The 25,260-nt window shown below is 46.5% G+C and carries 21 protein-coding genes; 16 read left to right on the top strand and 5 right to left on the bottom strand.

The genetic code is table 11. The features are described from left to right. The first annotated feature begins 17 nt into the window (after positions 1–17). Positions 18–1,175: an aminotransferase A gene (locus GK047_RS04565; RefSeq protein WP_163941793.1), complete on the top strand. Its 1,158-nt coding sequence runs from the start codon at positions 18–20 to the stop codon at positions 1,173–1,175. A gap of 85 nt (positions 1,176–1,260) precedes the next feature. On the opposite strand, the gene GK047_RS04570 is transcribed toward GK047_RS04565, so the two are convergent. Continuing rightward, positions 1,261–2,388, bottom strand: a complete 1,128-nt coding sequence (locus GK047_RS04570) for an N-acetyldiaminopimelate deacetylase (protein ID WP_163941796.1) — start codon at positions 2,386–2,388, stop codon at positions 1,261–1,263. Between the two features lie 21 nt (positions 2,389–2,409). After that, a complete protein-coding gene (gene dapD, locus GK047_RS04575) occupies positions 2,410–3,120 on the bottom strand; it encodes a 2,3,4,5-tetrahydropyridine-2,6-dicarboxylate N-acetyltransferase (protein WP_163941801.1) in 711 nt (236 codons plus the stop codon). 567 nt (positions 3,121–3,687) lie between these two features. On the opposite strand from dapD, the gene pyrR reads away from it, so the two are divergent. From pyrR to pyrE, 7 genes are all read left to right on the top strand, one after another. Next, positions 3,688–4,242, top strand: coding sequence for a bifunctional pyr operon transcriptional regulator/uracil phosphoribosyltransferase PyrR (gene pyrR, locus GK047_RS04580; RefSeq protein WP_163941804.1), 555 nt, complete (start codon positions 3,688–3,690; stop codon positions 4,240–4,242). After that, on the top strand, positions 4,239–5,147 hold the full coding sequence (locus GK047_RS04585) for an aspartate carbamoyltransferase catalytic subunit (RefSeq protein WP_163941807.1): 909 nt from the start codon (positions 4,239–4,241) through the stop codon (positions 5,145–5,147). Before pyrR ends, GK047_RS04585 begins: the two co-directional genes overlap by 4 nt. 19 nt (positions 5,148–5,166) lie before the next feature. Next, positions 5,167–6,450, top strand: a complete 1,284-nt coding sequence (locus tag GK047_RS04590; RefSeq protein WP_163941810.1) for a dihydroorotase — start codon at positions 5,167–5,169, stop codon at positions 6,448–6,450. A gap of 136 nt (positions 6,451–6,586) precedes the next feature. Then, positions 6,587–7,759, top strand: coding sequence for a glutamine-hydrolyzing carbamoyl-phosphate synthase small subunit (carA, locus tag GK047_RS04595; protein WP_163941813.1), 1,173 nt, complete (start codon positions 6,587–6,589; stop codon positions 7,757–7,759). After that, on the top strand, positions 7,746–10,955 hold the full coding sequence (carB, locus tag GK047_RS04600; RefSeq protein ID WP_163941816.1) for a carbamoyl-phosphate synthase large subunit: 3,210 nt from the start codon (positions 7,746–7,748) through the stop codon (positions 10,953–10,955). Before carA ends, carB begins: the two co-directional genes overlap by 14 nt. A gap of 15 nt (positions 10,956–10,970) precedes the next feature. Beyond that, entirely contained in the window at positions 10,971–11,699 is a 729-nt protein-coding gene (gene pyrF / locus GK047_RS04605; protein ID WP_163941833.1) for an orotidine-5'-phosphate decarboxylase, read from the top strand. 42 nt (positions 11,700–11,741) lie between these two features. Further along, a complete protein-coding gene (gene pyrE / locus GK047_RS04610; protein WP_163941836.1) occupies positions 11,742–12,383 on the top strand; it encodes an orotate phosphoribosyltransferase in 642 nt (213 codons plus the stop codon). A 242-nt stretch (positions 12,384–12,625) separates the two neighbouring features. Here pyrE and GK047_RS04615 read toward each other — a convergent pair whose 3' ends face one another. Next, positions 12,626–13,495, bottom strand: coding sequence for a LysR family transcriptional regulator (locus GK047_RS04615; protein WP_163941839.1), 870 nt, complete (start codon positions 13,493–13,495; stop codon positions 12,626–12,628). Positions 13,496–13,614: 119 nt separating this feature from the next. Between GK047_RS04615 and dapA the strand changes: the two genes are divergently transcribed. Together dapA and GK047_RS04625 are read left to right on the top strand one after the other, a co-directional pair. After that, entirely contained in the window at positions 13,615–14,505 is an 891-nt protein-coding gene (dapA, locus tag GK047_RS04620) for a 4-hydroxy-tetrahydrodipicolinate synthase (protein ID WP_163941842.1), read from the top strand. Positions 14,506–14,542: 37 nt separating this feature from the next. Next, positions 14,543–14,932 carry a Rid family hydrolase gene (locus GK047_RS04625; RefSeq protein ID WP_163941844.1) on the top strand — a complete coding sequence of 130 codons (390 nt, stop codon included), beginning with the start codon at positions 14,543–14,545 and terminating at the stop codon, positions 14,930–14,932. Between the two features lie 105 nt (positions 14,933–15,037). On the opposite strand, the gene GK047_RS04630 is transcribed toward GK047_RS04625, so the two are convergent. After that, positions 15,038–15,544: a GNAT family N-acetyltransferase gene (locus GK047_RS04630; protein ID WP_163941846.1), complete on the bottom strand. Its 507-nt coding sequence runs from the start codon at positions 15,542–15,544 to the stop codon at positions 15,038–15,040. A 5-nt stretch (positions 15,545–15,549) separates the two neighbouring features. Beyond that, complete coding sequence (locus GK047_RS04635; protein ID WP_163941849.1) at positions 15,550–16,926, bottom strand: dipeptidase; 1,377 nt, start codon at positions 16,924–16,926, stop codon at positions 15,550–15,552. Between the two features lie 174 nt (positions 16,927–17,100). Between GK047_RS04635 and GK047_RS04640 the strand changes: the two genes are divergently transcribed. The 6 genes from GK047_RS04640 (at position 17,101) to GK047_RS04665 (ending at position 25,214) form a co-directional block, all read left to right on the top strand. Further along, entirely contained in the window at positions 17,101–17,646 is a 546-nt protein-coding gene (locus GK047_RS04640) for a GNAT family N-acetyltransferase (RefSeq protein ID WP_163941851.1), read from the top strand. 408 nt (positions 17,647–18,054) lie between these two features. After that, on the top strand, positions 18,055–18,831 hold the full coding sequence (locus GK047_RS04645; protein ID WP_481855926.1) for an ABC transporter ATP-binding protein: 777 nt from the start codon (positions 18,055–18,057) through the stop codon (positions 18,829–18,831). Then, positions 18,794–19,903: an efflux RND transporter periplasmic adaptor subunit gene (locus GK047_RS04650; RefSeq protein WP_163941854.1), complete on the top strand. Its 1,110-nt coding sequence runs from the start codon at positions 18,794–18,796 to the stop codon at positions 19,901–19,903. Before GK047_RS04645 ends, GK047_RS04650 begins: the two co-directional genes overlap by 38 nt. Before the next feature lie 5 nt (positions 19,904–19,908). Beyond that, the gene (locus tag GK047_RS04655) at positions 19,909–22,809 is read left to right on the top strand and encodes an ABC transporter permease (RefSeq protein ID WP_163943653.1); all 2,901 of its coding nucleotides are present in this window, start codon (positions 19,909–19,911) and stop codon (positions 22,807–22,809) included. Between the two features lie 3 nt (positions 22,810–22,812). Further along, positions 22,813–23,745, top strand: coding sequence for an ABC transporter ATP-binding protein (locus GK047_RS04660; protein ID WP_163941857.1), 933 nt, complete (start codon positions 22,813–22,815; stop codon positions 23,743–23,745). Beyond that, positions 23,742–25,214: an ABC transporter substrate-binding protein gene (locus GK047_RS04665; protein WP_163941859.1), complete on the top strand. Its 1,473-nt coding sequence runs from the start codon at positions 23,742–23,744 to the stop codon at positions 25,212–25,214. The genes GK047_RS04660 and GK047_RS04665 overlap by 4 nt, the downstream gene beginning before the upstream one ends. Positions 25,215–25,260: the final 46 nt, after the last annotated feature.

Genomic DNA, 25,260 nt, shown 5'->3' on the forward strand with positions numbered 1-25,260 from the left:
GCAGAGGAGTGAATCTGATGGAGCATCTTATTAACCCGCAAGTAAAAGATATTCAAATTTCAGGCATACGCAAAATATCCAATCTTGTCAGCACAATCCCAGGTGCATTGACATTAACCATTGGCCAACCAGATTTTCCAACGCCGCGGCATATTATCGAAGCGGGGCAAAAGGCGCTAGATCAGAATAAAACAGTCTATACACCCAACCCCGGGTTGCCTGAACTGCGTGAAGCTGCCTCCAAATTCGTTCTTCAAAAATATGGTCAAACCTATCGGGCGACTGATGAGATTATCGTCACCGTAGGAGCGAGTGAAGCGGTAGATATTGCTTTTCGCACGATCCTTACACCTGGTGCGGAAGTCATTATTCCGGCTCCAATTTATCCCGGATATGAGCCGTTAATTCGATTAGCTGGCGGGATTCCGGTCTATGTGGATACAAGAGCAAATGGGCTTAAATTAACAGCGGATCTCTTGGAGCCTCATCTAACGGCTAACACACGTTGTGTCATCTTATGCTACCCATCCAATCCGACTGGGCAAGTGCTGACTGAACAAGAATTGGCTGATCTTGCTCACTTATTAGAGGATAGGGAGATATTCGTATTATCCGATGAAATCTACAGCGAGATTGTATATGGGGGAAGTCACCATTCGATCGCCACAATAGGCAAGATGCGTGAGAAAACGATTGTGATTAATGGACTTTCCAAGTCTCATGCCATGACGGGCTGGCGAATTGGATTCACATTTGCGCCTGCGTATTTGACCGAGCATATGGTGAAGATTCATCAGTATAATGTAACCTGCGCTAGCTCGGTAAGCCAGTATGCGGCACTGGAGGCATTGACGAATGGGCTAGATGACGCAATGCCTATGAGGGATGCTTATGAACTTCGCAGGGACTATGTGTATGATCGTTTGATTGCAATGGGCTTTGAGTTGGAAAAGCCGGACGGAGCGTTCTATCTATTCCCTTCGATCACTCGCTTCGGACTTAAGTCACAAGAGTTTGCGATGCGGTTGCTAACTGAGGAGCATGTAGCTGTGGTTCCAGGTGACGCGTTTACAAACTACGGTGAAGGTTACATTCGCATCTCGTACGCTTATTCGCAGGACGTGCTGGAGCAATCGCTTGACCGAGTTGAGCGCTTTATTAAGAAGCTGACTTGAAGATCTAGTGAATGGATCTTGTTACAAAAATCAAAAACCTCCAAACCACAGAGAAAAGTGGATGGAGGTTTTTTGATTGCTACATTTACAAACCGCTGGATTTGTAGCGGAGATAAGCGGTGATCGTAGTAATGGCGATATCAATAGCGCGCTCGTCGGGTTCAATTTTTGCATGATGTAGCCCGTGTGGGGTATCAACGCCTAGCCAGAACATAAAGCCTGGGATATGTTCCAAAAAGTAGCCGAAATCCTCACCTGTCATAGCTTCTGTACAGACCACGAGTTCAACTTGCCCGTTACTCCGCAGCCAGTCCATGAATTCCAATGTTAACGAAGGGTCATTATACACTTGGCGATAATTTGAGCCATAATCAATCGAAGCTTTGCATTCGAAGGAACTTTCGATTCCAGCAGCAACAGCCTCAATGCGTTTTTTGATATTTGTCATGGAGTCAGCTGAAAGGGTACGAATCGTACCTTCTAAGCGGGCTTTTTCAGCGATTATATTTTGCTTCGTGCCAGCATCCATTTTACCAATGGTGATGACGGCGGAATCAAGCGGATTCACGTTGCGGGCAACAATCGTATGCAGTTGGCCGACCATTTGCGATGCGGCAACGATCATATCGTTGGCCTGATGAGGATAAGCGGCATGTCCACCTTTGCCTAACAAATCTATGAAGAGCTCAGACGTATTCGCAAACAATATTTCTGGTTTCGTAGCAATGGTACCTACCGGATACTCGGGTGCAATGTGCAGTGCTAAGATTTGGTCAGGCATCCATTGCTTGAGCTCATCAGTTTGAAGCATCGGCAAGGCGCCGCCAGGACCTTCTTCGGCTGGTTGAAAAATGACAACGAGGTCATCCTTCATTGCTTCATGCGCAAAGTGGGATACAATTCCCGTCCCTATCGACATGTGCAAATCATGACCGCATGCATGCATGTAGCCTGGATGCTGAGAAGGAAACGGCAGCGTGGTCTCTTCTGAAATCGGGAGCCCGTCCATATCAGCGCGATACCCATATCGCTTCGTTGGATTCGTACCCGCAATATGCACTAGAATGCCCGTTAGCCATGTGCGAATCGTCAATCGTTCTTGTGGAAGCGCTGCTAGGTAGTCTAAAAGCAGCTTTTGTGTTTTGAACTCTTGAAAACCCGGCTCAGGGATTTGGTGAAGCTGACGTCGCAGCTCTATAAATGGGCTAAGCATGGCGTATCCCTCCAAAACACCTTACAGGGTGCGAAGATCTTGTAAAATTTCTGTTTTTGATTTTGTTTTGTCATCAACTTTTTTAATAACTCTTGCAGGAGCTCCAGCTACGACAGTATATTCTTCTACATCTTGAGTAACAACTGCACCGGCAGCAACTACTGAACCTTTGCCGATACGAACACCTTCTAAAATAACAGCGTTAGCACCAACAAGAACATCGTCCTCAATGACACAAGGTTGTGCAGAAGGAGGTTCAATAACGCCAGCCACAACTGCGCCTGCACCGATGTGACACATTTTGCCCACTTGAGCTCGGCCGCCAAGAACAGCGTTCATATCGATCATCGTACCATCGCCTACGGATGCGCCGATGTTAATAAGAGCGCCCATCATAATGACTGCGTTATCTCCAATATGTACTTTATCGCGAATAACTGCGCCTGGCTCAATGCGGGCATTTATCGGTTTCAGATCAAGCATCGGGATCGCGGAGTTGCGACGATCCGCTTCAACTACAAAGTCCTCGATCAGAGCCTTATTTTGTTCGAGGATCGGTTGAATAACGCTCCATTCTCCGAAGATAACGCCGCTTCCGCCGGATAGAAAAGTTTGCGTGTCTGCTCCAAAGTCAACCGCTTCAAGATTTCCTTTGACATATACTTTAACAGGAGTCTTTTTCGTGCTCTCTTTGATAAACTTAATAATTTCTAAGGTATTCATTTCTGACATGGTTACATCTCCTTATAATTTAGATTGACTCTCCTATATTATCAGAAAGGGGTCGTTTGAGCCAATGCGTTTCAATCAATAATGACTATTTTTGTCGAAAGAGCCATCCTGCTCGATAGAGTAAACGATCTTACTATAGTTCATGACGAGAATCAGATTCTACAGAATCCGAGAACGGTTAAACTTGTATGTCCTGCTCGCTCGAAGCGATTCCTCAAAGTGTTCCGACATTTACATATTGACTTATTGTGTCGAAAATGGCATAATCCTTTTAATTGAATATGTACCTTTAAAAACAGTCCAGAGAGGCTGGCAAGGTAGTCGATGAGAAAAGCCGAGATCTAACGAATCGCGTATTCGGTAGATGTAGCTTAGGGATGTGCGCATCCTTATGCCTCGCTCTGTATCTTTATGCACTCAAAACTCCTTGCCTATAACATGGCAAGGAGTTTTTTTGTGTGACTCAAAGCAAAGCGAAGGCTTACATTGCTGGTTTTGCCTCAGCAAAACGAAGCAGTTGCTTATGACGCAAGTTTTCCTGTGGAAAACTTTGGGGGGGCGTAAAGGATGACCGAGATAGCAGAACACAGCATTATGGATGAAATGGGTATACGAAGAGCACTTACGCGGATTGCGCATGAGATACTGGAAAAGAATAAAGGGGTAGAGAATTGTACCTTAATCGGGATTCGTACCCGGGGGATCTTCTTAGCCTCGCGCGTGGCAGAACGAATTCTCGAAATCGAAGGCATTCCTGTTCCAGTCGGGGAAATTGATATTACCTCCTATCGCGACGATCGGGTTAAGGTCAAGTCCGTGGACAACGTGCAGGAAGGTGGAAAGCTCCAAATTCAAGATCGGAAGATTATCCTCTTCGATGATGTCCTCTATACAGGCCGCACCGTGCGGGCCGCCATGGATGCTTTAATTGATCTGGGCAGACCGCAAATGATTCAACTTGCTGTGCTGGTCGATAGGGGGCACCGCGAACTGCCGATTCGCCCCGATTACGTAGGAAAGAATGTACCTACCTCCAAAAGTGAAAGTATTGAAGTGCTGCTAACAGAAATAGACAACAAAGATGGGGTCATCATACTTCAACAGAGGGGGAAACAGGAGTGAGCACAATAAGCATACCTACATCAAAACATTTTCTGGGATTAAAAGGTCTTCCTGCAAGTGAGATTCTGAGTATTCTGGATCGAGCCGCACATTGGGAACAATACCCGGAGAAGGTCACGAATCAACTTCAAGGAAAGTTCGTATCCAACCTTTTTTTTGAAAATAGCACAAGGACAAGATTCTCTTTCGAACTGGCGCAAAAGCGCTTAGGAGCGGACGTGCTCAATTTCTCCGCTGCAGAATCAAGCGTGCAAAAAGGCGAATCGATTTACGATACTGTGAGAACGCTGGAGTCAATGGGCATCGATGCGGGCGTTATTCGCTTGAAGCCGATTGGCGTTCTGGCAGAGCTGGCAGAGAAAATTAAAGTCCCTCTCATTAATGCGGGGGATGGGAATAACGAACACCCCACGCAAGCATTACTAGACTTCTACACGATGCGCAAGCAGTTTGGCTCGTTTAAAGGATTGACCGTTTCCATCATCGGCGACATCTTACACAGTCGTGTAGCTCGCTCGAACCTTTGGGGTCTGATCGCTCTCGGAGCTAGTATACAATTCTGTGCACCTGAAAGCATGCAAGCTCCAGAGCTTGCGCAATTCGCCTCGTACGTTTCCTTCGAGGAAGCGCTGAAGGCCGACGTAGTTATGATGCTGCGCGTGCAGCTTGAGCGCCATGATAAGGGAATCATCCGCTCTGCAGAGGAATACCGCGAGCAATATGGACTAACAGTTGAACGCGCAAGCCGCATGGCTCCTCATGCCATCATCATGCATCCAGCTCCGGTAAATCGCAATGTAGAGTTGGACGATGAACTTGTAGAACATGAGAAATCAAAAATTTTCACGCAAATTGCTCACGGTGTACCGATACGGATGGCGGTCATTGAGAGAGCTTTATCATAGAACAGGAGGCTTCACTACAATGGGCATTTGGATATTGAACGGACTTACGGTTGATGCAAATAACGAGCAGTCACAGAAACATATTTTGGTTGAAAATAATACGATTGCGCAAGTGCTAGACGCGAGCACTGGCTCGGTGCCAAACACGGACGGGCACGAAATCATTGATGCCGCAGGCAAGCTGGTTGCACCAGGATTCATTGATATGCATGTTCATCTCCGTGAGCCAGGCTTTGAACATAAAGAAAATATTGCGACCGGAACTCGATCCGCGGCAAGAGGCGGTTTCACAACAATAGCTTGTATGCCGAATACTCGACCTGTGATTGATACGGTCGACACAGTGAACTACATATTGGATAAAGCTGCAACAGAAGGAGCCGTGCGCGTTATTCCTTACGGTTGTATCACGAAGAACGAGCTCGGCCGCGAGTTGACAGATTTCGCCGCGCTGAAGGAAGCGGGTGTCGTCGGTTATACGGATGACGGTGTGGGCGTCCAAAGCGCACAGATGATGAAAGATGCGATGGCGTTAGCCGCATCGCTTGGTATGCCGATTATCGCGCACTGCGAAGATAACACCTTGGTTGAAGGCGCGCCAGTAAGTGAAGGAGCGTTCGCGAAAAAGCACGGACTCAAAGGAATACCGAACGAGTCCGAAGCTATTCATGTAGGGCGCGACGTGCTGCTGGCCGAAGCGACGGGCGTTCACTATCACGTGTGCCATGTAAGTACCGAGCAATCCGTTCGCCTCATCCGACACGCGAAGCAATTCGGGATTAAAGTGACAGCTGAGGTGTGTCCGCATCACCTTGTGCTCTCAGATGAAGACATTCCAGGACTCGACGCCAATTGGAAGATGAACCCTCCACTACGCACGCCGCGCGACGTACAGGCTGTCATCGAGGGCTTGGAAGATGGCACGATCGACATTATCGTCACGGATCATGCGCCGCACAGCGAGGAAGAAAAAGAAAAAGGAATGCAGCTTGCCCCTTTCGGTATTCTCGGTTTCGAAACAGCGTTCCCGTTGCTGTATTCAAAGTTTGTCCTTACTGGTAAATGGACACTGGGCTTCCTCATCGATCGCATGACGGCTAAACCTGCTCAAGTATTTGGTCTTCCATACGGAACCTTACAGGTAGGAAGCGCTGCCGATATTACGATCGTTGATCTTGAGACAGTGCGTGAAGTGCTGAAAGAAGAAATTGAATCCCGCAGTAAAAACACGCCGTTTATCGGCTGGAAGCTGCAAGGTTGGCCGGTAGTTACGATTGCATCAGGTAAAGTAGTCTGGTCGTAGGATTGCTCAAAAAGCTATACGGCGATTGAAAAATCGTGTATATTTATACAGAAAGATCTTTTTTTATGCAAAATATAAGCATGACATCTGCGGTTCATTGTGAATCGTTTGACAATAGCGAAGGAGTTGGAAAAACATGCAGGCAAGATTGTTGCTGGAAGACGGCACTCTTTTTACAGGAAAATCGTTCGGTAGTGAGGGGAATTCCGTCGGTGAGGTTGTATTCAATACAGGGATGACAGGTTATCAGGAGGTACTTTCGGATCCATCTTATTGCGGTCAGATCGTTACTATGACCTATCCATTAATCGGGAACTATGGCGTCATCCGTGACGACTTCGAATCCGTGCGTCCGTTCATTCATGGGTTTGTTGTGCGCGAGCATGAGGAGATTCCGAGTAACTGGAGAGCTCAATATACACTAGGCAGCCTGCTCAAGGAATACGGCATTATTGGAATCAGCGGCATCGACACCCGGATGTTAACTCGTAAAATTCGCCATCATGGTGTAATGAAGGGTTTGCTTACAACGGCGAATCAATCCATTGCTGAGCTAACTGAAATGCTAAATGGCAGCTCGCTCATGACAGATCAAGTGGCACGCGTATCGACGAAAAGCGTATATGGCGCACCTGGACACAAAGAGCGTATCGTTCTAGTTGATTTCGGCGCGAAAAGCGGAATCATTCGCGATTTAAGCAAACGTGACTGTGACGTTGTTGTTGTGCCGCAAGATGCAACTGCAGAGCAAATTCTTCGCCTTGCCCCGGATGGTGTTCTGCTGTCTAATGGTCCTGGGGATCCGAAAGACGTGCCTCACGCTGTGCAAATGGTTAAAGAACTGATCGGCGAGATTCCATTGTTCGGGATTTGCCTCGGTCACCAGCTGTTCGCACTTGCTTGCGGCGCTGACACAGATAAATTGAAATTCGGTCACCGCGGGGGTAATCATCCGGTAAAAGACTTGGCGTCCGGACGCTGTTACATCACTTCCCAAAACCATGGCTATACGGTGAAGGAAGACTCCGTTATTGGTACGGATCTTGAAGTCACCCATATTAACAATAACGACCGCACCATCGAAGGATTAAAGCATAAAAATCATCCTGCCTTCTCGGTTCAATATCATCCGGAAGCGGCGCCGGGTCCCTTTGACTCCAGTTATTTGTTCGATGATTTCATCGAAATGATTCGCCAGCACAAGCTGAATAACCCACAGCAGCCTCGCCAAGCGCAAATGCTTGCTCAGTGGAAAACATCCACGGCGTCGACATCTGTGAAGGAGGAACTACAGTATGCCAAAAAATAATACACTCAAAAAGATTCTTGTGATTGGTTCTGGTCCGATTGTTATCGGTCAGGCAGCGGAGTTTGACTACGCAGGCACACAAGCCTGCCAAGCGCTTAAAGAAGAGGGCATGGAAGTCATTCTTATCAACAGCAATCCAGCCACAATCATGACTGACACGAACATGGCTGATAAAGTATATATCGAACCGATCACGCTTGAATTCGTAACGCAAATTATTCGTCAAGAGCGTCCAGACGGTTTGCTGCCTACTTTAGGTGGGCAAACAGGTCTGAACATGGCGGTAGAGCTGGCCCGCGCAGGTGTTTTGGAAAGCGAGAACGTTAAGCTTCTAGGCACACAGCTTACTGCGATCGAGAAAGCTGAGGATCGTGACCTTTTCAGAGATTTAATGAGAGAATTGGAGCAGCCAGTACCGGATAGCGTGATCGTGACTACGGTCGCACAAGCTGTGGAATTCGCTAATGAAATTGGCTTCCCAATCATCATTCGCCCTGCTTATACATTAGGAGGCACAGGCGGCGGTATTTGCAACACGATGGAAGAGTTGACAGAGATTGTGGCTTCCGGTATTCGTTACAGCCCGATCGGTCAGTGTCTCGTTGAGCGAAGCATCGCAGGTATGAAGGAAGTCGAGTATGAGGTTATGCGTGACGCAAACGATAATTGTATCGTCGTGTGTAACATGGAGAACTTTGATCCTGTTGGCGTACATACGGGAGATAGCATCGTAGTGGCACCGAGCCAAACGCTATCTGACCGTGAGTACCAAATGCTGCGTTCGGCTTCACTGAAAATCATTCGCGCGCTGAACATTGAGGGCGGTTGTAACGTACAGTACGCACTTGATCCGCACAGCTTCCAATACTATGTCATTGAAGTTAATCCGCGTGTAAGCCGTTCTTCAGCGCTTGCTTCCAAAGCAACTGGCTATCCGATTGCCAAGATGGCGGCCAAAATCGCGATTGGTTATACGCTTGATGAGCTGATCAATCCGGTAACGGGACAAACCTATGCATGCTTCGAGCCTGCGTTGGACTATATCGTTTCCAAAATTCCTCGTTGGCCGTTCGATAAATTTACAGCGGCAAACCGTAAGCTGGGAACACAAATGAAAGCGACTGGCGAAGTTATGGCGATTGGCCGTACATTCGAAGAGTCCATCCACAAGGCAATTCGTTCATTGGAAATCGGTGTGCACCGTCTTTTCCTGAAAGAGACAGATCTGCTGGATCAAGAAACGCTAGAATATCGGTTGCAAAAGCCGGATGACGAGCGTTTGTTCTTACTGGCTGAAGCCTACCGCAGAGGCTATACTGTTGAAAAATTGCAGGAGCTCACGAAAATCGACTGGTGGTTCCTGAATAAATTAGATGGACTTATCAAATACGAGAATGAAATTGCAGCAAGTGAGTTGACGACTGAACTGCTTTTCGATACGAAGCGCAAAGGTTTTACGGACCGTGCTATCGCAGAGATCCGTACACTCGCAGGATGTGCGACCTACACGAAAGAAGCGGATGTGAGAACATTCCGCTTGGAGCAAAATATCAAGCCTGTCTATAAAATGGTAGATACTTGCGCAGCTGAGTTTGAAGCTTCTACACCTTACTACTATTCGACTTACGAGCAAGAAGATGAAGTGACTGAAACAAGCAAACAGAAAGTGGTTGTTCTGGGTTCGGGTCCAATTCGTATCGGCCAAGGGATCGAGTTTGATTACTCAACGGTACATGCTGTATGGGCAATCCAAGCTGCGGGTTACGAAGCCGTTATTATCAATAATAATCCCGAGACAGTATCAACGGACTTTAACACTTCAGATCGCTTGTACTTTGAGCCTTTGTTCTTTGAAGATGTAATGAATGTAATTGAGCGTGAGCAACCAATCGGCGTTATCGTCCAATTCGGCGGTCAAACCGCGATTAACCTGGCTGCGCCGCTAGCTAAAGCGGGCGTGCGTATTCTTGGTTCCGATCTTGAGAGTATTGATGCAGCGGAAGATCGCAAAAAATTTGAAGCTCTGCTTCGCAAATTGAACATCGCTCAACCTCCGGGCGGAACCGTGACTTCTGTCGATCAAGCGGTAGAAACGGCTGCACAATTTGGCTACCCGGTCATTGTTCGTCCTTCATACGTCTTAGGAGGACGTGCTATGGAGATCGTTTATTCCGACGAAGATCTGCTGAGCTATATGGAATACGCGGTGAAAATTAACCCTGAGCATCCAGTTCTTATCGACCGATATATGCTAGGTAAAGAAGTTGAAGTCGACGCGATTTGCGATAAAGAAACAGTTCTCATTCCTGGTATCATGGAACATGTTGAACGCGCGGGTGTTCACTCAGGTGACTCCATTGCTGTCTATCCGCCACAATCGCTTACGGATCATATCAAAAATCAAATTATCGACATCACTACAAAAATCGCGCTTGAGTTGAACGTGTTTGGCTTAGTCAACATTCAGTTCGTGATTCATAACGATCAAGTGTATGTGATCGAGGTTAACCCACGTTCCTCAAGAACGGTGCCATTCTTAAGTAAAGTGACGAACATTCCAATGGCTAACGTGGCTACTCGCGTTATTATGGGTCAAACGCTGGCGGACATGGGTTATCAAAGCGGTCTATGGCCGGAAGATAAGTTCGTATCCGTTAAAGTGCCTGTGTTCTCTTTTGCTAAACTTCGCCGCGTAGATACGACGCTAGGGCCTGAGATGAAATCAACAGGTGAAGTCATGGGTCGTGACACGAATTTTGCGAAGGCGCTGTACAAAGGTCTAATCGGTGCAGGTATGAAAATTCCTTCTGCTGGCTCAGTGGTTGTTACAGTGGCTGACAAAGATAAAGAGGAAGCAATCGAAATCTTACAAGGCTTCTACCGACTTGGTTACAAAATTATGGCTACTGGCGGTACGGCTAGAGCGCTAGAGGAAGCGGGACTTCCTGTTACTACAGTGAACAAGCTTACGGAAGGTTCTCCGAATATCTTGGATCTGATTCGCAGTGGAGAAGCCCAGTTTGTTGTGAATACTTTGACCAAAGGTAAGGCACCAGAGCGCGACGGTTTCCGCATTCGTCGCGAAGCGGTAGAGAATGGCGTCGTTTGTATGACATCGCTCGATACAGTAAGAGCGCTCGTGAATATGCTTGAGTCGATTAACTTCTCATCCCGCGCTATGCCGGTTCATTCCTAGGGGATGGTGAACAATATGAGTGGATTTACACGTACGGACGTTGCTGGACGCATCATGGTGGCTCTGGATTACGCCAACGCGCAAGGGGCTGAAGGGCTGCTGAAGCAGCTCGAAGGCATCCCTTGCTATATGAAAGTGGGCATGCAGCTATTCTATGCCGCTGGACCTAGCTTTGTAGCGAGCTTGAAGGAGCGAGGCTATAAGGTGTTCTTGGATGTGAAGATGCATGACATTCCGAACACGGTCAAAGGTGGCGCGGAAAGCGTTACGCGCCTTGGGGTGGATGTATTCAACGTCCATGCTGCTGGCGGCAAGCAAATGATGGAAGCGGCCTTGGAGGGCGTCGACAAGGCGCTTACACAAGGGGCGAGACGTCCGATTGTTATCGGCGTCACGCAGCTGACCAGCACCACCCAGCAGGTGCTGAATGACGAGATTGGCCTGACTGGCTCCGTCGAGCAGGCCGTCATTCACTATGCCCGCTTAGCGCAAGCCGCGGGACTGCAAGGTGTCGTAGCGTCACCGCTAGAAGTGACGCAAATCAAGGCGGCGTGCGGCGACAGATTCGTCACCGTGACGCCGGGTATACGCCCAGCAGGAGCCGACGTGGGCGACCAGTCGCGCATTATGACGCCTGCGGAGGCATTCGCGCAGGGGACGGACTACGTTGTAATCGGTCGTCCGATTACTGGGGCAACGGATCCAAGAGCCGCGATCGAGTTGATTATCGACTCGGTCGTATAGCCTGAAAAAGCTTTAACAACGGAAGGAACGGTGGAAGAACCCATGAGTCAACTAGAAACAATTGCACAGCATGTGGCGGCTTCATTACTAGATATAGAAGCGGTATCGCTTCGCCCGCATCAACCCTTTACATGGACATCTGGTCTCAAATCGCCGATATACTGCGATAACCGACTGACGATGTCTCATCCAGCAATTCGTGAAGCGATTGCCGATGGTTTTGTCGCTTTGATTCAAGAAAAGTTTCCTGATGCGGAAGTTGTTGCTGGTACAGCAACAGCGGGTATTCCTCATGCGGCATGGGTTGCGCAGAAACTTGGATTGCCAATGATTTATATTCGAGATAAAGCGAAAGGTCATGGCAAAGAGAATCTGATTGAAGGCTCCGTTCAACCAGGCCAAAAGGTCATCGTGATCGAGGACTTGATTTCTACAGGCGGCAGCTCGCTTAAAGCAGCAGTGGCAGTGAAAGAAGCTGGCGCTGTAGCTTTAGGAGTTCTTGCAATTTTCTCTTACCAGCTTGATAAAGCGACAGAAGCTTTCGAAGCTGCGGATATGCCGCTTCATACGCTCTCAAACTACACCAAACTGCTCGAAGTGGCTTTGGAAAAGGGCAAGATTAAAGAAGAAGATATGGCGCTTCTTCAATCTTGGAGAGCAAATCCGGCTGCATTCGGCTTGTAATCCCCATCTCCATAAACGCAAAGTTTGACGAATGATGTGGGTCGTCCTATAAGAAAATGAGATGTAAGGATTGCGTTTTGTGCTTTTTTCAGCAGCGAGGCTATGCAGTAAGCAGTCTAATTGCGGCTGCACCAAAGTGAATGCAAGCTATTAGCTTTCGTCCGTCAGGCATAATTATGATTGCTGCGAGCGAGGGAAATTACGAAGAAGCTCTACCTTTTCGAAAAGGAGAGCTTCTTTTTTTATGTTACCAACATATCTATGAAAGCATGAAGGGAATGAGACATCCACTTTTTGGGATGAAGGAGGAGCTGTAGGTCAAACCGCAAATCTGGATGTTTAAAAGGAAGGACAGCTAATTTGCCAAGCTCCAGCTCAGTTTGCACAGCAATGCGGGGAAGAAGAGCAATTCCTAGTCCAGTCATCACGCAGTGTTTGATTGTCTCTAGATTACCCAACTCGAAGCCGATGCGATAAGGAATGGCATGGTCTTTGAGCAATTTCTCGAACATCCCCCGATAAATGCAGCTTTCTTCTGTTACGATGATGTCGGCGTGTTGTAAGTCAATTAATTGAATTAGCTCGGTTCGCACAAGTGGATGGTTTATAGGTGCGACTAAGACTAAAGGTTCTTCTCTTACTTGAATACAATGAAGTTGACTGTCAGCTGGGTAGCGATCAAGCAGGAGTCCAATATCGTAGCTACCTTCTTTCACTTTGGTCAATAAGGACGACTCATTGTCGGGTAGAAGCTGAATGTTAAGGCCAGGAAACAGCTGCCTGAGCTTGTGTAAGTAAGGGGGGAGATAATAAGCCGCAAGCGAATCTATTGTTCCGATTGTTAACGTGCCGCTCACTTGATTAGCGACAATTTCTTTGGATTGATCATACAATTCTAGCATTTGATTGACCAGTTTCAGTAAACTTTCACCTGGCGGGGTTAATTTAAGCTGCCGACCATATCTTTCGAAAAGAGGCACTCCGTACTCTCTTTCAAGCTTCTGAATCTGCATAGTCACGCTCGATTGCGCGTAGCCTAATTCCTCTCCAGCGCGTGTGAAGCTTTTTCTTCGAGACACTTCACGAAATGTTCGAAAGTACGTAAGATCCATCTCTGTACCTCGCATTATCAAAATTTTTGATGAACCTTATCATTTATTATAGCTAACTGTGATGCTTTCTTCCATGCTAAAGTGGAAATACGGATAATTTTGGTGAGGAGATGGTTAGGATGTTGAGAGAAAGTGACTTACAGGGGGTATATGTGCCAATCATTACACCATTTGACGAAGAATATGAGGTGGATGTCGCCTCTTTCTATAATCAAGCGTACAATTTGTTTCAGGATGATATTGATGGTTTGATTGTTAATGGAACGACAGGGGAATCTCCCACGATTACCTCAGATGAACTGGATATTCTGTTCGCTACCGCACAAACCGCGCGTGAAGCCGCGCATGTGCGTGTACCGCTTGTCATTGGCACAGGTACGAATGACACCATGTCATCCGTGAAAAAAACGGAAATCGCTGGGAAACTAGGCGCCGATGCCGTATTGGTCGTTGTTCCTTACTATAATAAGCCAAGTCAAGAGGGAATCATTGAGCATTATCGTCACATAGCGAGTGTTGGCGTGCCCGTCATTCTATACGAAATTCCACATCGGACTGGTGTGAAGCTGGAACTGAATACGATTCGTACGATACTCGATATCGATGGCGTCATTGGAATGAAGGACAGTACCTCGGACACTGAACTTGTGTCTGAGCTTGTCCGCCTCGGTTCCAAGCCTGTGCTTTGCGGAGAGGATTCGCTGCTATATGCAGCATTATGTGCAGGCGCTAGAGGCTTTATGAGTGCTTCTGCGAACGTTGAAACGGAGAGGTTCGTATCGTTCTATCGAAGCTTCATGGCAGGTCGCCAAGCGGAGAGTAAAGTATATTTTGAAAATCTGCTTCCATTGATTCAACTACTTTTTCAAGAGCCGAATCCAGCTCCATTGAAATGGTTGTTAGAGCAGCAAGGCGTCATCGAGTCGGATACCCTACGATTGCCAATGATGTCGATTTCCGAAGAGCTGCAACAGAAGCTAGCGCCTTATTTGGAGAGAATTAATGGATGAAAAGCGGAAGTTAATTATGTAGGAGGAGCGGATAGAAGTGAAGAGGGCAAAAGTATTTACAGGCTCACCTTGGGAGCCTCTCGTTGGTTACTGCCGCGCTATACGGGTGGGAAATCGGATTGAAGTTGCCGGGACAACGGCCATGAAAGACGGAGTTGTCATTGGCGTAGATAATCCATACGAGCAGACTCGCTATATTTTGCAAACGGTTGAGAAAGCGCTGCAAGAGCTTGGTGCACAAATGTCGGATGTGGTACGTACAAGAATGTTTGTGACGGACATTTCGAAATGGACTGAAATCGGAAAGGCGCATGGCGAGTTTTTTCAACATGTGCAGCCTGTTGCGACGATGGTTGAAGTGAAGGGTTTGATTGATCCTTTATTAATGATAGAGATTGAAGTAGAAGCTGAGCTTGATCAACAATGAAAAGGGAATGAAAAAACGCTTATCCGAGTTCGAAGCGGCAGTGGTTGCCGCTAAGACAAGAGGATAAGCGTTATTGATGTTGCATTTGGTTTTAATAGAGGATCGTTAACCTACACGCTTTCCTATAATGAGAAGATCGCGCTCCACGCCATCGAGCTCGGCTATACCAGGTAGATGGGCCCAATTTTCGAAGCCGAAGCTGCGAAACAGCTTAAGACTTGGTTCATTATGGCCGAAAATAAAGCCGAGCAGCGTTTTCAAGTGTAGTTTAGGACAAGCGTCGATAGCTTGCTGTAGGAGGTAACGGCCGATTCCTTGCCCACGGAAAGCTTCGTCGATGTAGATGCTAACCTCAGCTGTGGCGTTATAGGCAGGTCTGCCATAGAAAGATTGAAAGCTTAACCAACCACAGATGTTTGAGCTGCTCTCTAGTACCCATAAGGGACGAAAATCAGCTGAATGTTCATAGAACCATTTTTCACGGCTTGCCGCAGTTACGGGTTCTGTATCCGCAGTAACCATACGTCCTGCAATTGTTGTATTATAGATGCGCACAATTTCTGATAAGTCTTCTAAGCGGGCATGACGGATTGTGAAATTACTTATGCTCATCGTTGTTACTCCTTAGCAGAAGCTAATTTCAACCAGAAGCGGCTTATTGTCTCCAGGCCTTTATCAAAGTTGACCAAATGAAAATGCTCATTTGGGGCATGAAGGTTTTCACCCGGCAAACCAAATCCGAGCAATACGACTGGAGCGTTCAGCACACGCCCCAATACTTCCACGATAGGAATTGATCCTCCGCTGCGTGTGTATACAGGCCAAGCTCCGTAGGTATCTTCGTATGCTTGCGCGGCAGCTACCATGACGGGCTCGTCTATTGGCGTAATGAACGGATTTCCGCGAAGTTGGCGATCCAGGATGATCTTGACGCCCTGCGGTGTATTTGCATAAATATGCGCTTCGACAGCGTCCATAATTTCATCCGGGACTTGCGCAGCAACGAGGCGGCAGGCTATTTTGGCAATGGCGCGATTAGGAATAATGGGTTTAATTCCTTCGCCTTGGAAGCCGCCGCTGACGGATGTAATCTCCAATGTAGGTCTGGAGGTTGTTTGTTCATAGAAAGAAAACCCTTTCTCTCCGAACAAATGATCTACTTCCAAGTCGGAGCGAACTTTATCCGCATCTGGTTCTACTTGCTTGAAAGCTTCGCGCTCTTTCTCGGAAAGCGCAATGACTCTGTCATAGAAGCCTTTCACGGCAACGCGGCCATCGTCATCATGAAATGAACTAAGCAGTTTGGACAGCGCATGAATCGGATTTTGTACAGCGCCGCCAAAAAGGCCGGAGTGTAAGTCGCTATTCGCTCCTTCGACAATGATTTCAAACCCTGCAAGACCGCGCAGGCCATACATGAGGGCTGGTTTTCCAGGCCCTTGCATTTGAGTATCGGAAAGAGTTATTATATCCGCTTGTAGCTTGCCTGCCTGTTTGTCGATGAAAGGGGGCAAGTTCTTGCTTGCAATTTCTTCTTCGCCTTCAATGCAAAATTTCACATTCACAGGCAGGCTTCCATGGGTACGCAGGAAAGCTTCAACGGCTTTGACATAAAGAAATAACTGTCCTTTATCGTCGGTGCTGCCTCTTCCGAACAGTTTACCGTCATGAATAACGGGTTCGAAGGGCGGTGTAGACCATAGCTCAAGCGGCTCAGCGGGCTGTACATCGTAATGTCCGTAAATGAGAACCGTAGGTTGACCCGGTGCATGCAGCCAATCTGCGTATACGACTGGATGTCCGTCGGTTGCCATGATCTCGATGTTCTCAAGACCTGCATGCTTCAAAGCCTGCGCAGTCCAATCGGCACAACGCTGCATATCTGCCTTGTGCTCGGCAACCGCGCTAATGCTTGGAATGCGTAAAAATTGCATCAGTTCCTCTATGTGGTTGTCCCGGTGCTGCTCGAAATAAGTTTTTAAGGTTTCGATCATGTGAAAAGTCTCCTTCTTCCTAACAAAAAATGGTGTCTCTTTAAAGTTCCCTAAAGGAAAGAAAAATCCTGCCATTGGTAAATTAAAGCACGTATTTTGTGATCAATTACCTGATAAGCGCAACTTTCTGCGTAAACTACTGGTATTGTAAGGAGTGGAAAGGGGATGTACCTCATGAAAGAAGTGTGTAAAACAGAACGATTGTCGTTGGTTTTACTTGATAGCTCTTCCGTACATTTAGTACTCGATTATGTGATGCGTAGCCGTAATTTTCTAAAGTTGTGGGAGCCCGAACGCAATGAGGACTATTTCACGGCAGTTTATCAAGCCGAGCTTTTGGAGCAGGACGCGAAGAACATGGATGAAAGTCAGTTGCTAAAATGGTGGATCCTTTATGAGGAGCAAATTATTGGTTCAGTTTCACTCAGTAATATTGTGAGAGGGGCTTTTCAATCTTGTCATCTGGGTTATCGGCTGGATGGGCAGCAATTGAATAAGGGATTGATGACGGAAGCTTTGCATGCGTTAATTGCTTATGCGTTTAATGAGATGCACTTGCATCGAATTGAGGCGAATATTATGCCTCGCAATGGAGCTTCCCTAAAAGTGGTTGAAAAATTAGGTTTTTATGAAGAGGGCTTAGCGCTTAAATATTTAAAAATTCATGACGTTTGGGAAGACCATATTCATATGGTACTGCGCAATAGTGCCATGGAATAATAGGAACAACTAGCCTAGTGGAAATAGATCCGCTAGGTTTTTAATTTACAGGGAACCTTACAAAATTGTTAGGTAAATGAAAGGTTATTCGATTAGTAGAGGTTGTGTATTTCTATAAACTTGCAAGGCAAGGGAGCAAAATGGCTGTTTAAATAGATGATGCTTCATGTTTTCTTTAATATTTCTTTGTATTCTCTTTATACATTTCCGTTATGATGCTATGAGATTACAAAATAGGGAGTGAGAGGGATTGATAGAATAACCAAAAAATAGTATATATAAGTAGTTATATACAAATCAAAAGTTTTTTTAGGTTATTTTCAGCAAACCTTCAGTTTCGTGGAACTTTTTATCATGCTGCTCCGTCTATTATATCATACAGTTTGGCAATGAAAGGGAGGTTCACGCGTGGCAGGCTGGTTTCGTAAGAAAAGTATGAGCACGATGGAAACGATAGTTATCGAAGAAAATCCGCAAGTGGATGCTATTCCCTCTCGCGTGGTCACATCTGATAGCCCTCTGTTGACGGTTAGTGGCGTGGAACGCTCCTTTCATGTAGGCAGTCAGCGATTGGACGTGTTAAAGGGTATTGACATGCAGCTGCTGCCGATGCAGCTAGTGATGCTGAAAGGCCGCTCCGGTTCCGGTAAAACAACTTTACTGAACTTGATTGGGGGGCTGGATCAGCCTGATGAGGGCGAAATTTTGTTTCAAGGACATCCTTTCCATCGTTGCAGCGATGATGAGCGCACGCATATTCGGCGTAAGGAAATTGGGTTTATTTTCCAATCATTCGCCTTGATGCCATTGCTCTCGGCTTGGGAAAATGTCGAGCTGGCTCTGCGTATGGCTGGCACGCCACGCTCACAGTGGAAGGCGCGAGTCACGCATTGCCTTGAGCTTGTAGGGCTTGGAAAGAGGATGCATCATCGTCCTTTTGAACTATCAGGTGGCGAGCAGCAGCGCGTTGCGATTGCCAAGGCGATCGCTCATAGGCCTTCGCTTATTTTGGCGGATGAGCCTACTGCGGAACTAGATTCACAAATGGGCGCGCAAATTATGTCGGTGTTTCGCGATATCATTGTAAGCGAGCAAGTGACAATTTGTATGACGACTCATGACCCTACGATTTTGGAGGTTGCCGATCATGTTTACGAAATGGTGGATGGAAGATTCGTCTCGTAGTCGGACGATGAAACCCTTAGCTGCACTAATTTTATGTTCTACGCTTATACTTGCATCTGGTTGCTCGCTGTTGCCTAAGGAGCAGGAGGAAGAAGCACTTCCGACGATCAATCCACCTAAACTATCCAAGAAACCGGAATATGTAGTGAAAACGGAAACACTTGAAACGAAAGTACGGGGATCCGGTCGTCTAATGGCTTTGCAAGAGGAGAAGCTGTTTTTCTCCGAGGATATGAATAGCAAGCGTATTAGTGCGCTGCTTGTGAAAAATGGCGACGCTGTAGAAAAGGGGCAGCCTATTGCGGAGCTTGACGTTTCCGACATGGCTAGCGACCTAAAGCGCAAGCGTCTGCAAACTCGCAAAGATGAACTAACGATGATTGAAACGCTGCGCAAGGCCGATGAAATGACCCCAGATGCAATTGAACAGGCGAAGATTGATTTCGAATTGAAGCGTGAAGAGCTTGAGAAGTTGGATAACCAAGTTAGTAAAGCCAAGCTACTAGCACCCTTTAGCGGTACGATTGTTAGTGTGACAGCTAAAAAAGGGGATACGGTGAAGTCTACTGAGTCCGTGGGTACGCTAGCAGATCTCACGCAATTGACAGTAGCTGCAAGTATTACAGCTGATGATGCGAAGAAAGTGGCTGTTGGGATGGAAGTCATCGTCGATATTAATTCTGCTGGTCAGCATAAAGGGAAGGTTAAGCAACTGCCTAATCCGCAGGCTAACACTAACAATGGAAGTGGCGGTGGTTTTTACCCAGGTGACGGGCAAGGGGGCAGCGCGCAAGACACAATTGACAACTATCTTGTCGTCCAACTGGATGAATTCCCGAAAAACTTGAATCGAGGCACTCAGCTTGGCATCACGATTATTACCCAAAGAAAAGAAAATGCGACGGTAATTCCGCTTGCAGCGCTTCGCTCCTATTCAGGTCGCAATTACGTGCAGGTTATTGATGCTCAAGGCAACAAGAAGGAAGTGGATGTGGAAATTGGCCAACAGACTTCGACGGATGTAGAGATTGTTAAAGGTCTTACAGTAGGTCAGAAAGTAGTGGGTCGATAATGTCCATGCCGATGCTGCGGTTTCTGTTTCGAAAAATGTGGAATACCCGCTGGCTGACGCTCAGCACGCTGCTTGGACTCGTTATGGCGGTTGCTTTCACGACAAGTATACCGATGTATGCGGATGGGTCGTTGAAGCGAGTCGTTGCTAAATCGCTAGAGGAGAAAAGCAGCGGATTGCCTGCTGGTTCCTTACTTATTCGCTATCAAGCGGTTGGTTCGGATCGTGCAGGGTTAGATGAGCTCAAAGACGTCAATGTTTATATCCAAGATCAAATTCCTAAGGATATTGGGTTTCCACAAGATGCATACGCAAGGAATTATACGATCAAAGGGTCGCAATTAACTCCAACAGATTCAACGAAGGTAGATCCAAGTAAGCGCCGTCAGATGACGTTAACCTCTTTGAGCGGACTGAAAGATCATGTAGAGTGGTCCATGGGGCAGATGGCTTCAGACCAATCGGACAATGGTGTTTTGGAAGCTGTTGTTCTTGATGAAGCCCTGTACCGTAACGATCTACATATAGGTGATATATTTAGTTACGCAGCTTCTGGAGCGAGTGGAAGTCAGCTTCTTAAGGTGAAAATCGTTGGATCATTTAAACCGAAGCTTGAAAACGATTCGTATTGGTTTCAAGGCTTGGAAGGCTTGGTTAATTCGTTGATCGTTAGTGATGAGGTATTCACCAAGACGCTATTAACGGAGAAGAAAATTCCGCTGCAGCTAGCAAATTGGTATTATGCATTTGATCTGCGAAATATTCAAACGAGCCAGCTTTCTCAGCTGGGAAATCGTCTGGAGCGATTGGACATTAATCTGTTTCAGAAGTTGAAAAATACAAAAGTAGATGTTTCTTTTCAGCCGATTTTGAATGAATTTAAAGCGCAAAGCGTTCAAATGCAAATTTTGCTGTTTACGTTGGCAGCTCCCATGATAGCAATGGTTTTCTACTATATTGTGATGAATGCTAGACAGTCGCTTGATCGTCAGCGAAGTGTTATTGCCGTGCTGCGGAGCCGTGGAGGCAGTACGAGACAGATTGTAGGCATCTACTTTTCGGAAGGCTTAATTCTCGGGATTATCGCCCTCATCGTTGGTCCGTTTATTGGTTGGTTCATGGCCAAAAGTATAGGCTCCTCTAGTGGATTCCTAACATTCGTAGATCGCAAAGCGATTCCTGTCGGTTTCACAAAAGAAGCAATGGTGTACGGAGCGCTCGCTATTGTTATTGCGATTCTAGCTAGTGTGATCCCAGCGGTTGTCTTCGCTAGGTCTTCAATCGTTAATTACAAACAGCAGCTGGCACGAGCTGATCGTTCGCCTCTGTGGCAGCGTTGGTTCCTTGATATCGTGCTGCTCGGCGTCGTTGGTTATGGTTATTACTTGTTCGACCAGCGTCAAGTGTTGTCCGTACAAACGGGACTTACAACGGATCAACTGCAGGTGCATCCGCTCTTGTTTTTCGTGCCGGCGCTCTCGATCTTTGCATTAGGGCTCTTCTTTTTAAGGATTTTCCCATGGCTGCTGCGTTTATTCGGTTGGCTTGGCCGCAGGTTTTTGCCCGTGCCGCTTTATCTGACGCTCGCACAGTTATCTCGATCGGCCAAAGCCTATTATCCGCTTATGCTTCTTCTCGTTCTTACGCTTGGACTCGGTGTGTATAACTCCTCAGCCGCACGTACGATCGATTTGAATTCTACGGAACGAACACTGTATCAGTATGGTACCGATGTTGTACTACAAACGGTGTGGGAAGGCTTCTCCGACGATCTACCGAAAGATCCAAAATCTGGACAGAACGGCAAAGGGACGGGGAAAGGTGGCCAAGGTAGTGGAAATGGTTCTGGCACTGGTGGCGGTCAAGGTGGTGGTGGCGCCAAGCCTGGCGAAGAAACACCTTCCAAAATCCGCTACGTGGAGCCTCCGTTTCAGATATTTCGTGAGTTGGAAGGTGTCGAGGCAGCGGCCAGAGTGCTGTTGACCAAGGGAAATGTCGTTGTTTCCGGTAAATCGACTGGTCAAGGTATGATTATGGGCGTCGACAATGTCGATTTTGCCAAAGTGGCTTGGTTTCGACCGGATCTTTTTCCAGTCCATCCGAATCAGTACTTGAATCTGCTAGGAACTTACGAGCAGGCTGTCATTATTCCTTCTAATTACGCAAGTAAGTATGCACTTAAGGAAGGCGATACGCTGTCCATTACGGTCCAGCAGCAGCCTGTAGAATTCGTTATTGTTGGCATCGTCCCGTATTGGCCGAGTCAATATCCGGATCAGACGCCATTCTTCATAACGAATCTGGAATACTTGTATGACCAGGCTCCTATTGCTCCATATGAAGTATGGTTGAAGATGAAATCAGACGCTAAGGTAGCCCCTCTTGTTAGCGCCCTGCAAGCCAAAGAAATTGAAATCGCTTCTGTGAAAGACGTGCGTAATGAACTAATTACCCAGAAAAAGCATCCAGCCAGAGGCGGCGTTTTTGGGATTCTAAGTCTTGGGTTTCTAGTTTCGGTTATCGTATCGTTGATTGGTTATATGCTGTATTGGTTCTTTAATCTTTCCAGTAGGGTTGTGCAGTTTGGAGTTCTTCGTGCTATGGGCTTATCCCGTAGGCAATTGACAGGTATGCTGCTTCTCGAGCAAGGCTTTACAGCTGGACTTTCCATTGCGTTAGGTATCGGAATCGGGAAACTAACCAGCTACTTCTTTCTTCCGTTTTTGCAAACCTCAGAGAATGTGAAGACGCAAGTACCGCCATTTCGAGTCGTATTTGATTCCAAAGACACCTACCAGCTTTACTTTGTCGTTGCTTTTATGATGCTGACTGGTGCAACATTGCTGTTCCTTCACATTCGTAGATTACGCGTTCATCAAGCTGTGAAGTTAGGAGAGGAGAAATAACCCATGATTACATGCGAAGGTTTGGTCAAAATCTACAAAACCGACGATATCGAGGTTGTTGCTCTGCAAGGGCTTAACATTCATATTGAACCTGGTGAGCTAATGGCTATAATTGGGAATAGCGGGAGCGGTAAATCCACGTTGCTGAACACTCTGGGGGGACTTGATCGACCGTCCGCTGGCCAAGTAAAGGTTGGTGATTGGGACCTTCTCAAAATAACGGATAAGCAGCTCGTTGAGTATAAGCGCAATACAGTCGGATTCATCTGGCAAAATAATGCGCGGAATTTGATCTCATACTTAACCGCACTGGAAAATGTAGAAATGCCTATGATGCTTAGCGGTAAGTATGATCGCGAGTATGCGAAGCAATTACTCGAGTGGGTCGGTCTCGGACATCGGATGAACAATAAGCTGCAAGAGCTGTCCGGAGGGGAGCAGCAACGGGTGGCAATTGCCATCTCTCTCTCTAACCGTCCGCGATTGCTGCTCGCGGATGAACCGACAGGTTCTGTTGATACGAAGACAGCGGATATGATTCTTTCCATTTTTCAGCGTCTGAATAAGGAGTTGGGTGTAACCATTGTTATTGTCACGCACGATTTGTCCATAGCCAGTAAAGTGGGACGCGTCGTGGCCATTCGAGACGGAATGACCAGTTCGGAGTTTATTGCTCGCAATCCTTCAATCGCTTCTTGGGATGGAACGGATTCTTCGCAAGCAGGACTGCCCACGCAAGCACATGAAGAATATGTGGTGCTGGATCGTGCAGGACGTTTGCAGGTGCCCAAGGAATACTTGTCTGCCTTGCAAATCAATGGAAAAGCTACCATGGAATTCGATGGTGAAACGATTATGATTAAAGCTCCTAAAATATTGAATAAAGACGAAGAAAAGGATAGACATTCACAAATAGTTGGAGGAAAATCTAAATGAAACTATTGAATCGTAAAATGCTTGCTGTATCTCTTACCTTATGCATGGTGGCTCCGCTTGCCGTAGCCTGCAGTAAAGGGGAGAAAACGGATGATAAAAAAGAACGCGTGCTGAAAATCGCGACTACCTATGGTTATGGCTCTGACGATGAATATTTCCGACAACAATTTACGGAAATTTTTGAGTTTGCTAATCCGAATGTCAAAATCGAAATCATCCCGACAATGGATGATAAATATCGCTATAGCGGACCTCAGCCAGGTGAAAAGATGCCTGACCCCATGGAGAAGCTCAAAGAATTAATGCAGAGTGATAATCCTCCTGATGTGGTTATGGTTGATTTTGAACAGCTCCCGGACATGATTGAAAGCAACTTACTGACACAGCTTGATTCAAAGATTACCAAGGATAAATTCGATACAGCGGGTATAGTTCCAGCGGTAATCGATGGGATTAAAAATGCTGGAGGCGGTAAATTGTACGCTCTAGCTCCTACGTTCAGTTCCTCAGCCCTTATCTATAATAAGAAGATGTTTACGGATGCTGGAGCCGATTTTCCTAAAGATAGTATGACATGGGATGAAATATTCGATCTGGCTAAGCGTGTGAAGAAAAGCGAAGGTGAAAATAAAGTGGGCGGCTTCTCATTCTCTACGCAATCACAGGGCGAATTATTTTATAGTATGAATACTTATACTTCTCCGCTTCAACTGAAAATGTTTGACGATGCAGGGGAGAAAATGACTGTAGATACGGATCAGTGGGAAAAAGTATGGGCCAAAATGGCACAAATGCAGAAAGAGAATGTATTCCCGGAGCTCAATGACCCGCAAAAGTCGATGAATCGACAAATGGACCAGCAAAATCCATTTAGTTATGATGACTTTATGTCAGGTCGTCTTGCGATGAGCATCATCAACTACGGCCAGCTTCAGCAATTAACGAGTGCGAACAAAAATGCCGCCAGTTACAAAGGGTTTACCCCGATTGAATGGGATGTTGTCACAATCCCTTCTCATCCAGAAGCAAAAGGTGTCGGCGGTGCTATTTATATGAACGGAATGATGGGTATTAATGCCAAAGCGCAAAACCCTGAGGATGCCTGGAAATTCATTAAATTTATTAATAGCGATGATTGGGCTAAGTTAAAGTCTCACAGTACGTATAACTTGGTTTCGCGATCCAAATATTTGAAACCTAAAGATGGGCAAGAATTCCATATGGAAGCTTTTTATAATGTAACGCCGGTTCCTACGGAAAACAATTCCAAAATCTACCGAGAAAAACCATACATTGGTCAAGTTCAGGATATTGGTCGTCAACAATTTGATGAGGTCTTGAAAGGTAAAAAGACAGCTCGTGAAGCGCTCAAAGAATGGCAGACACAAGGAGATACGATGCTGAAACAAATGAAAGATAACCCGAATACCCCGATTCAGCCAGTGCCAATGAACGGTATCGGTGGATAAAAAGGACGAAAAGCAAATAGTTAAGCAATGGACTCAGGATTTCTTG

The sequence above is a fragment of the Paenibacillus sp. SYP-B3998 genome (assembly GCF_010820665.1).
Lineage (GTDB): Bacteria > Bacillota > Bacilli > Paenibacillales > NBRC-103111 > Paenibacillus_E.

Excerpts from the sequence above, each read along its gene's own strand:
- pyrE (WP_163941836.1), top strand. The coding sequence starts at position 11,742 with ATGAGTCAACTAGAAACAATTGCACAGCATGTGGCGGCTTCATTACTA.
- GK047_RS04615 (WP_163941839.1), bottom strand. The coding sequence starts at position 13,495 with ATGGATCTTACGTACTTTCGAACATTTCGTGAAGTGTCTCGAAGAAAA.
- GK047_RS04565 (WP_163941793.1), top strand. The coding sequence starts at position 18 with ATGGAGCATCTTATTAACCCGCAAGTAAAAGATATTCAAATTTCAGGC.
- GK047_RS04650 (WP_163941854.1), top strand. The coding sequence starts at position 18,794 with ATGTTTACGAAATGGTGGATGGAAGATTCGTCTCGTAGTCGGACGATG.
- GK047_RS04570 (WP_163941796.1), bottom strand. The coding sequence starts at position 2,388 with ATGCTTAGCCCATTTATAGAGCTGCGACGTCAGCTTCACCAAATCCCT.
- GK047_RS04640 (WP_163941851.1), top strand. The coding sequence starts at position 17,101 with ATGAAAGAAGTGTGTAAAACAGAACGATTGTCGTTGGTTTTACTTGAT.
- carB (WP_163941816.1), top strand. The coding sequence starts at position 7,746 with ATGCCAAAAAATAATACACTCAAAAAGATTCTTGTGATTGGTTCTGGT.
- pyrF (WP_163941833.1), top strand. The coding sequence starts at position 10,971 with ATGAGTGGATTTACACGTACGGACGTTGCTGGACGCATCATGGTGGCT.
- GK047_RS04590 (WP_163941810.1), top strand. The coding sequence starts at position 5,167 with ATGGGCATTTGGATATTGAACGGACTTACGGTTGATGCAAATAACGAG.
- GK047_RS04655 (WP_163943653.1), top strand. The coding sequence starts at position 19,909 with ATGCCGATGCTGCGGTTTCTGTTTCGAAAAATGTGGAATACCCGCTGG.
- GK047_RS04660 (WP_163941857.1), top strand. The coding sequence starts at position 22,813 with ATGATTACATGCGAAGGTTTGGTCAAAATCTACAAAACCGACGATATC.
- pyrR (WP_163941804.1), top strand. The coding sequence starts at position 3,688 with ATGACCGAGATAGCAGAACACAGCATTATGGATGAAATGGGTATACGA.
- dapD (WP_163941801.1), bottom strand. The coding sequence starts at position 3,120 with ATGTCAGAAATGAATACCTTAGAAATTATTAAGTTTATCAAAGAGAGC.
- dapA (WP_163941842.1), top strand. The coding sequence starts at position 13,615 with ATGTTGAGAGAAAGTGACTTACAGGGGGTATATGTGCCAATCATTACA.
- GK047_RS04665 (WP_163941859.1), top strand. The coding sequence starts at position 23,742 with ATGAAACTATTGAATCGTAAAATGCTTGCTGTATCTCTTACCTTATGC.
- GK047_RS04630 (WP_163941846.1), bottom strand. The coding sequence starts at position 15,544 with ATGAGCATAAGTAATTTCACAATCCGTCATGCCCGCTTAGAAGACTTA.
- GK047_RS04635 (WP_163941849.1), bottom strand. The coding sequence starts at position 16,926 with ATGATCGAAACCTTAAAAACTTATTTCGAGCAGCACCGGGACAACCAC.
- carA (WP_163941813.1), top strand. The coding sequence starts at position 6,587 with ATGCAGGCAAGATTGTTGCTGGAAGACGGCACTCTTTTTACAGGAAAA.